The sequence below is a fragment of the Roseateles saccharophilus genome, from assembly GCF_004342485.1.
Taxonomy (GTDB): domain Bacteria; phylum Pseudomonadota; class Gammaproteobacteria; order Burkholderiales; family Burkholderiaceae_C; genus Pelomonas; species Pelomonas saccharophila.
Map to the genome: position 1 here is coordinate 205,640 of NZ_SMBU01000006.1, position 7,418 is coordinate 213,057.

General features: G+C 71.4%; 7 protein-coding genes. 5 read left to right on the forward strand and 2 right to left on the reverse strand.

Annotation, left to right across the window (positions count from 1 at the left end):
• Positions 1-31 precede the first annotated feature (31 nt).
• Entirely contained in the window at positions 32-436 is a 405-nt protein-coding gene (locus tag EV671_RS07670) for a DoxX family protein (protein WP_132570705.1), read from the forward strand.
• On the opposite strand, the gene EV671_RS07675 is transcribed toward EV671_RS07670, so the two are convergent.
• Positions 433-1,890: a peptide MFS transporter gene (locus EV671_RS07675; RefSeq protein ID WP_132570706.1), complete on the reverse strand. Its 1,458-nt coding sequence runs from the start codon at positions 1,888-1,890 to the stop codon at positions 433-435. The two genes, EV671_RS07670 and EV671_RS07675, sit on opposite strands and share 4 nt — an antisense overlap.
• Positions 1,891-2,001: 111 nt before the next feature.
• Here EV671_RS07675 and EV671_RS07680 point away from each other — a divergent pair, with 111 nt between their 5' ends.
• A complete protein-coding gene (locus tag EV671_RS07680; RefSeq protein WP_132570707.1) occupies positions 2,002-5,187 on the forward strand; it encodes a carboxyl transferase domain-containing protein in 3,186 nt (1,061 codons plus the stop codon).
• On the forward strand, positions 5,187-5,546 hold the full coding sequence (locus EV671_RS07685; protein ID WP_132570708.1) for a nuclear transport factor 2 family protein: 360 nt from the start codon (positions 5,187-5,189) through the stop codon (positions 5,544-5,546). Before EV671_RS07680 ends, EV671_RS07685 begins: the two co-directional genes overlap by 1 nt.
• A 5-nt stretch (positions 5,547-5,551) precedes the next feature.
• Here the strand turns inward: EV671_RS07685 and EV671_RS07690 are convergent, their stop codons facing one another.
• Positions 5,552-5,737, reverse strand: coding sequence for a ribbon-helix-helix protein, CopG family (locus tag EV671_RS07690; protein WP_132570709.1), 186 nt, complete (start codon positions 5,735-5,737; stop codon positions 5,552-5,554).
• Between the two features lie 64 nt (positions 5,738-5,801).
• Between EV671_RS07690 and EV671_RS07695 the strand changes: the two genes are divergently transcribed.
• Together EV671_RS07695 and EV671_RS07700 are read left to right on the forward strand one after the other, a co-directional pair.
• Positions 5,802-6,545 carry a YoaK family protein gene (locus EV671_RS07695; protein ID WP_132570710.1) on the forward strand — a complete coding sequence of 248 codons (744 nt, stop codon included), beginning with the start codon at positions 5,802-5,804 and terminating at the stop codon, positions 6,543-6,545.
• Between the two features lie 14 nt (positions 6,546-6,559).
• Positions 6,560-7,321: a spermine/spermidine synthase domain-containing protein gene (locus EV671_RS07700; RefSeq protein WP_132570711.1), complete on the forward strand. Its 762-nt coding sequence runs from the start codon at positions 6,560-6,562 to the stop codon at positions 7,319-7,321.
• Positions 7,322-7,418: the final 97 nt, after the last annotated feature.

Consider the following 7,418-nt stretch of genomic DNA (forward strand, 5'->3'; position numbering starts at 1 on the left):
ATTCCGTCCCCCCCAACTGACCGGAGCGCTCATGACGAACCTGACCGACAAGCTGGCCCCCTGGAGCGACCTCCTCGGTCGCGTGTTGATGGCCGCGATCTTCGTGACGGCCGGCGCCGGCAAGATCGGCGGCTATGCCGCCACGCAGGGCTATATGGCCTCGATGGGCGTGCCGGGCGGCCTGCTGCCGCTGGTCATCCTGACCGAACTCGGCGGCGGCCTGCTGATCGTGCTCGGCCTGTTCACGCGCCCCGCGGCCTTCGCCCTGGCTGGCTTCAGCGTCGTGTCGGCCCTGCTGTTCCATGGCAACCTTGCCGACCAGGGCCAGCAGATCCATTTCATGAAGAACCTTGCGATGGCCGGCGGCTTCCTGTTGCTGGTCGGGCACGGCGCCGGCCCGCTCAGCCTCGACGCGAAGTGGCGCGGCCGTGCCTAGGCCGAGTCGATCAGCCGCCGCAGCCAGGGCCGCAGCGTGAACATCAGTGCGCCGGTGGCGAGGCTGCCGACCGCCAGCTGCGTGAACAGCGTCGCGTAGGCCGGGTTCGTCGCCAGCGCCGAGCCGTCCACCGGCTGGGCGACGACGCCGGAGAAGTCGCCGGCGAACAGCGAGGCCAGGCCGGTGACCAGCATCCAGCTGCCCATCATGATGCCCTGGTACTGGCGCGGCGCGATGCGGCCGATCATCGCGTAGCCCACCGGCGAGATCAGCAGCTCGCCGATGCTCTGCAGCACATAGCTGAGGAAGAGCCAGAAGAAGTCGGCGCGGCCGCTGGCCGGGTCGGCGAGCTGTATGCCCAGCGGCAGGGCCAGGAAGCCCAGGCCCATCAGCACCAGCGACGCCGAGAACTGCATCGGGATGTCCACCGGCCAGCCCTTGGTTCGCCAGCGCGCGAACACCGCGGCCAGCCAGGGGCCGCCGATGACGATGACGACGGTGTTGATGTTCTGCACCCACTGCGGCGCGACGGTCACGCCCCAGACGTTCAGCCAGACATTGCCCACCGCATAGAGCTGCAGGCCGCTGGGCGCCATCTGGTAGAGCGACCAGAACACCAGCGAGCCCAGCGTCAGCACCAGATAGGCCTGCATGCGGCGCTTCTCGGCCGGCACCGGGTGGCGCAGCGTCAGCACCAGCAGCGCCACGCCGACCGCGCCGCACAGCGCTTTCATGCCGATGGCGGTGTCGCCGGGGTGCTGCAGCAGCCAGGCCAGCAGCGGCACGAGGCCGGTCAGCACGGCCACGCCGACCGCGAAACGGCCCCAGAAGTCGGTGCCGCGGCGCTGCGACAGCGGCGTGTCGCGGTCGGCCAGCGTGCGCCAGAACACCAGGGCCAGCAGGATGGCCATCGCATTGCCCACCGTCGCGAACCAGAACAGCGAACCGTAGCGCTCGTCGAGCTGGAAGTGGCCCGCCACCGTGAAGCCGACGAAAAAGCCCACGTTCATGCCGGCGTAGTTCCACAGGAAGGCGCCTTCGCGGCGGTCGTCCTCGGGCGCGAAGCGCTGCGTCAGCATCATGTTCAGGCAGGTCACGTTCAGGCCGCTGCCGGTCAGGAACAGTGCCATGCCCCAGTACAGCCCGGCCAGCGTGCCGCCGGCGATGGCGCCGCAGCCCAGCACCTGCAGCAGCATGCCGCCGACGAAGAGGTTGCGGTTGCTCAGGAAGCGCCCGCCCAGGTAGCCGCCGAACAGGTGCAGCCCGTAGTTGAAGGCGCCGAACAGGCCCATCATCAGCGCCGCCTGCTCGCTGCTGAAACCGAGCCGGTGCGTGGCGTACAGCACCAGCGTGGACTGCAGCACCGCGAAGCCCAGCGTCGCGAACATCTGCACCATGAAGAGGACGGCCGAGCCTTCCGGCACGCGGTCCCAATGTTGTTTGAGGGATTTCATGGGGCGGCGATTGTCCGGGCGCGAAGCGAGGCTTCGCCTGGGTGTCATCCCGCGGACAGGGCTTCACCGGGCCGCCGACTAGGATGCCCGCGCCACTTTTCCCCGCTGCCCATGTCCGCTTCGCCGCCGCCCGCCTTCACGAAAGTTTTCGTTGCCAACCGCGGCGAGGTGGCGCTGCGGGTGTTGCGGGCGCTGCGCGAGCTCGGCATCGCCAGCGTCGCCGTGCATGCGGCCGACGACAGCGCCTCGGCCCATGTCGGCGCAGCGGACGAGACCGTGGCGCTGACGGGCAGCGGGCCGGCGGCCTATCTCGATGTCGGCGGCCTCGTGGCGCTGGCGAAACAGCGTGGCTGCGACGCCATCCACCCCGGCTACGGATTCCTCAGCGAGCGCGCCGACTTTGCCCGCGCCTGCGCGGCGGCCGGCCTGGTCTTCATCGGCGCGACGCCGGAGCAGCTCGAAGGCTTCGGCGATAAGGCCCGCGCACGGGCGCTGGCCCGGCAGTGCGGCGTGCCGGTGCTCGCCGGCAGCGCGGGCGCGGTGACGCTGGACGAGGCGCGCGCCTTCCTGGCCGAGCATGGCAGCCTGATGCTGAAGGCCATCGCCGGCGGCGGCGGGCGCGGCATGCGGGCGGTGGTGGGCGCCGACGAGTTGCCTGGCGCCTACGAGCGCTGCCGCTCGGAGGCGCGCGCGGCCTTCGGCGTCGATGGTGTCTACGCCGAGCGGCTGATGCCGGGCGCGCGTCACATCGAGGTGCAGCTGCTGGGCGACGGGCGGCAGGTCGTGGCCCTCGGCGAGCGCGACTGCACGCTGCAGCGGCGCTTCCAGAAGCTGGTCGAGATCGCGCCCAGCCCGGCGCTGGACGAGGCCCTGCGCGAGCAGCTGCAGGAGGCCGCGCTGCGCCTGGCCCGCGCCGTCGCCTATCAGGGGTTGGGCACCTTCGAATTCCTCGTCGACATCGCGCGGCGCGACTTCGTCTTCATCGAGGCCAACCCGCGGCTGCAGGTCGAGCACACCATCACCGAGGAGGTGACGGGGCTGGACCTCGTGCAGCTGCAGGTGCAGGTCGCCGCTGGCGGCACGCTGGCCGGGCTGGGCCTGGCCGTGCCGCCCCGGCCGCAGGGCTTTGCCGTGCAGTGGCGCGTGAACGCCGAGGCCGGCGGCGGCCGGCTCGACCGCTTCGACCTGCCCGCCGGGCCCGGCGTGCGCGTGGACACGCATGGTCGCCCGGGCGCGGTGGCCTCGCCGCACTACGACAGCCTGCTTGCCAAGCTCGTCGTGCGCGGCCCGCGGCTGCAGGACGTGCTGCGGCGCTCGCAGCGGGCGCTGGCCGAATGCCGTATCGAGGGCGTGGCGACCAACCTCGGCCTGTTGCGCGCGCTGGCGGTGCGGCCCGAGCTGGCCGGCCCCGAGTTGCACACCGGCTGGCTGGAGGCCCATCTGACCGAGCTGCAGCCGGCCCCGGACGCGGCGGCGGCCGACGCCCGCGAGCTGCGCGCGCCGAGCGCGGGCCGGCTGCTGCAGTTCGGCGTGGCCGTCGGCGACCAGGTCGCGGCCGGCGCCGAGCTGGCCGTGCTGGATGCGATGAAGATGGAGCATGTGCTGGCCGCGCCGCTGGCCGGCCGCGTCGTGGCGCTGGCCGTGGAGCCCGGCCGCGTTGTCGGCGCCGGCCAGTTGCTGCTGACGCTGGAGGCGGCCGGGGATGCGGCGGCGCCGGCAGCCGCGCCGGGCGCGGCCGACCCCGACCGCATCCGCCCCGACCTGCAGCGCCTGCTGGACCGCAGCGCCTTCACGTTCGATGCTGCCCGCCCCGAGGTCATCGCCCGGCGCCATGCGCTGGGCCTGCGCAGCGCGCGCGAGAACATCGCCGACCTCTGCGACCCGGGCAGCTTCATCGAGTACGGCGCGCTGGCCGTCGCGGCCCAGTCGCGCCGGCGCACGCCCGAAGACCTGATCGCCAACACGCCGGCCGACGGCCTCGTCAGCGGCATCGGCGCCGTCAACGGCCGCGAGTTCGGCGAGCAGAGGTCGCGCACCGTCGTGATGGCCTATGACGCGACCGTGCTGGCCGGCACCCAGGGCGCGCGAAACCACGCCAAGACCGACCGCATGCTGGGCATCGCGGCCGAGCAGAAGTTGCCGCTGGTGCTGTTCGCCGAGGGCGGCGGCGGCCGGCCGGGCGACACCGACATGCCCGTCGTCGCGGGCCTGCATGTGCCCACCTTCGCCAGCCATGCGGCGCTGTCCGGCCGCGTGCCCGTCGTCGGCATCGCGGCCGGGCGCTGCTTCGCCGGCAACGCGGCGCTGCTGGGCTGCAGCGACGTCGTCATCGCCACGCGTGCCAGCAACATCGGCATGGGCGGGCCGGCCATGGTCGAGGGCGGCGGGCTGGGCGTCTTCAAGGCCGAGCAGATCGGCCCGGCCGAGGTGCAGCAGGCCAACGGCGTCATCGACCTGCTCGTCGACGACGAGGCCGCCGCGGTGCTGGCGGCCCGGCATTACCTGTCGTTCTTCCAGGGCCGCATGGGCGCCTGGACGGCGCCCGACGCGCGGGTGCTGCGCGAGGTCGTGCCCGAGAACCGGCTGCGTGCCTACGACAGCTGCGCGGTGCTGCCGGCGCTGTTCGACGCGGGCAGCGTGCTCCTGCTGCGCGCCGGTTTCGGCGCGGCCGTCCACACGGCGCTGGCGTGCATCGAGGGCCGGCCGGTCGGCGTGCTGGCCAGCAACCCGCTGCATCTGGGCGGCGCCATCGACGCCGACGCGGCCGACAAGGCGGCGCGCTTCATGCAGCTGTGCAATGCGCATGGCCTGCCGCTGGTCAGCCTCATCGACACGCCCGGCTTCATGGTCGGGCCGGATACGGAGGCGAAGGCCCAGGTGCGGCATGCGAGCCGGCTGTTCGTGACGGCCGGCGCGCTGCGCGTGCCCGTCTTCGCCGTCGTGCTGCGCAAGAGCTATGGCCTGGGCGCGATGGCGCTCGCGGCCGGCGGCCTGCACAGGCCGGTGTTCAGCATCGCCTGGCCCACCGGCGAGTTCGGCGCGATGGGGCTGGAGGGCGCGGTGCGCCTGGGCTTCCGCAAGGAACTCGAGGCGCTGCCGGAAGGGGCGGAGCGCGAGGTACTGTTCAAGCGCCTCGTCGCCCAGCAGTACGCGGGCGGCGAGGCCCTCAATCTCGCGGCGACGCTGGAGATCGATGCCGTCATCGACCCGGCCGAGACGCGCGCCTGGCTGGCCCGCGGCCTGGCGTCGGCGATCATCCGGCCCTTCGACAGCCACCGCTTCGTGGACACCTGGTGATGCCCGACAAGTTCGAACTGGTGCGCGCCTACCTGGCCGCCTACGCCGCGCGCGACCTGGCGGCCATCGCGCCGCTGCTGGCCGATGCGGTCACGCTGCGCGACTGGAAGATCCGCGTCGCCGGCAAGGCCGCGGCCCTGGCCGAGACGCGCGCGAACTTCGAGGCCGTGAGCCGGCTGGAGATCGAGGTGCTGGCCCTGTACGCACGCGAGCAGGGCATCGCGGCGGAGCTGAGGATCGATGTGGACGGCCGCGACACGATCTACGTCGTCGACCTGTTCGACATCGACGCCCACGGCCGCATCGCCGCGATCCGCGCCTTCATCGGCCGCGGCGACGACGACACGGCGAGTGCCTGACTGACTCAGCGCGCCCTGGCGCCGTCCTCGCCGCCGGGCGTGTAGCTCACGCCGTGGGCGGCCAGGTATTCGCGGATCAGGCGCCTCACCACCTGCGAGGGCGTCACGTCCTGCTGCGCGCACAGGGTCTCGAAGGCCTTTTTCTTGTCCGGGTCGATCAACACCGTCAAGCGGGCGGTCTTTTGCTCCATGCCGGCTCCTTATGTTAATCAAATGATAATTGCAATCGCATAGGAATCACATTAAATTCGCGGCGTGACCCTCAGCTTCCTGCACCGCCTCACCGGCAGGCACCGTACGCGGTCGGCCAACCGGCAGCTCGGCGCGGTGCTGGCCTTCGTGGCCGGGGCGGTCAACGCGGGCGGCTTCCTGGCCGTGCGGCGCTACACCTCGCACATGACGGGCGTGATCTCCGGCGTGGCCGACGACCTGGCCATCGGCGAGCTGGCGCTGGCCCTGGCAGGGCTGGCCTCGCTGCTGGCCTTCATCGCCGGCGCGGCCTGCACGGCGCTGCTCATCAACTGGGCGCGGCGGCGCCAGATGCACAGCAAGTACGCGCTGGCCCTGTTGCTGGAAGCCGGCCTGCTGCTGCTGTTCGGCCTGGTGGGCGCCCATCTGAAGACGCTGGCCCATCTGCTGGTGCCCACGGCCGTGCTGCTGCTGTGTTTCATCATGGGCCTGCAGAACGCCATCGTCACCAAGATCTCGCAGGCCGAGATCCGCACCACCCACATGACCGGCGTCGTGACCGACCTCGGCATCGAGCTCGGCCGCCTGCTGTACTGGAACCGCTCCACCGTGTCCGACCCGGCCCACTATGTGCGCGCCAACCGCGACAAGCTCTTCATCCACGGCGTCGTGCTGGGCCTGTTCTTCGTCGGCGGCGTCGTCGGCGCGCTGGCCTTCAAGCATTTCGGCTTCACGGCCACGCTGCCCATCGCGCTGCTGCTGGTGCTGATGGCTTCGCCACCGCTGATCGTCGACCTGCAGCGCGACTAGCTCCCTCCGCACCCATGCCCGATACCGCCGACCCCTCGCAATTCGTCAAGCCCTTCGTCTACGAGACCCTGGGCACCAAGGCCCTGCATTTCTCGATCTGCGAGATCCAGAGCCGCATGCAGATCCAGCGCCCGCATGCGCTGGACCTGGATTACACGCGCACGATGATGGCCTTCCTGCTGTTCGTGCCGCCGCCCGGGCTGATGGGCATGATCGGCCTGGGCGGCGGTTCGCTGGCCAAGTTCTGCCACCACTATCTGCCCGACACGCGCATCAAGGTCGTCGAGATCAACCCCCACGTCATCGCGCTGCGCGAGCAGTTCAAGGTGCCGCCCGACGACGAGCGCCTGCAGGTGCGTCGCGGCGACGGGGCCGACTTCGTCCGCGACACCCGCGACCGGCTGGACGTGCTGCTGGTGGATGGCTTCGACCATGACGGCCAGCCGCCCGAGCTGTGCTCGCAGGCTTTCTACGACGACTGCCGGGCCGCACTGCGCGCGGACGGCATGCTGGTGGTTAACCTGCACACCGCGCATCCCGAGTTCGCGCTGCACGTGGCGCGCATCGAGCGCGCCTTCGACGGCGACGCGCTGTTCGTCGGCGACGGCGAATGCAGCAACACCATCGCCTTCGCCGGCAAGGGCCTGGGCGCCGGCCAGCCCCGCCCCGGCGTGCTGCGCAAGCCCCGGCCGCTCGACCGCCAGGCCTGGCACGAGCTGATGCCGGCCTTCGGGCGCGTGGCCGGCGCTGCCCGGCAGCAGCATGAAGATGCCTAGTCTTACTGTGTCACAAGCGTAGCCTTGCGTTTGCGCGCAGGCAGCACGGACATCGGGGTAGTGTCTTGAGCAAGGCTGCGGCGATAAGCAGCCGCAA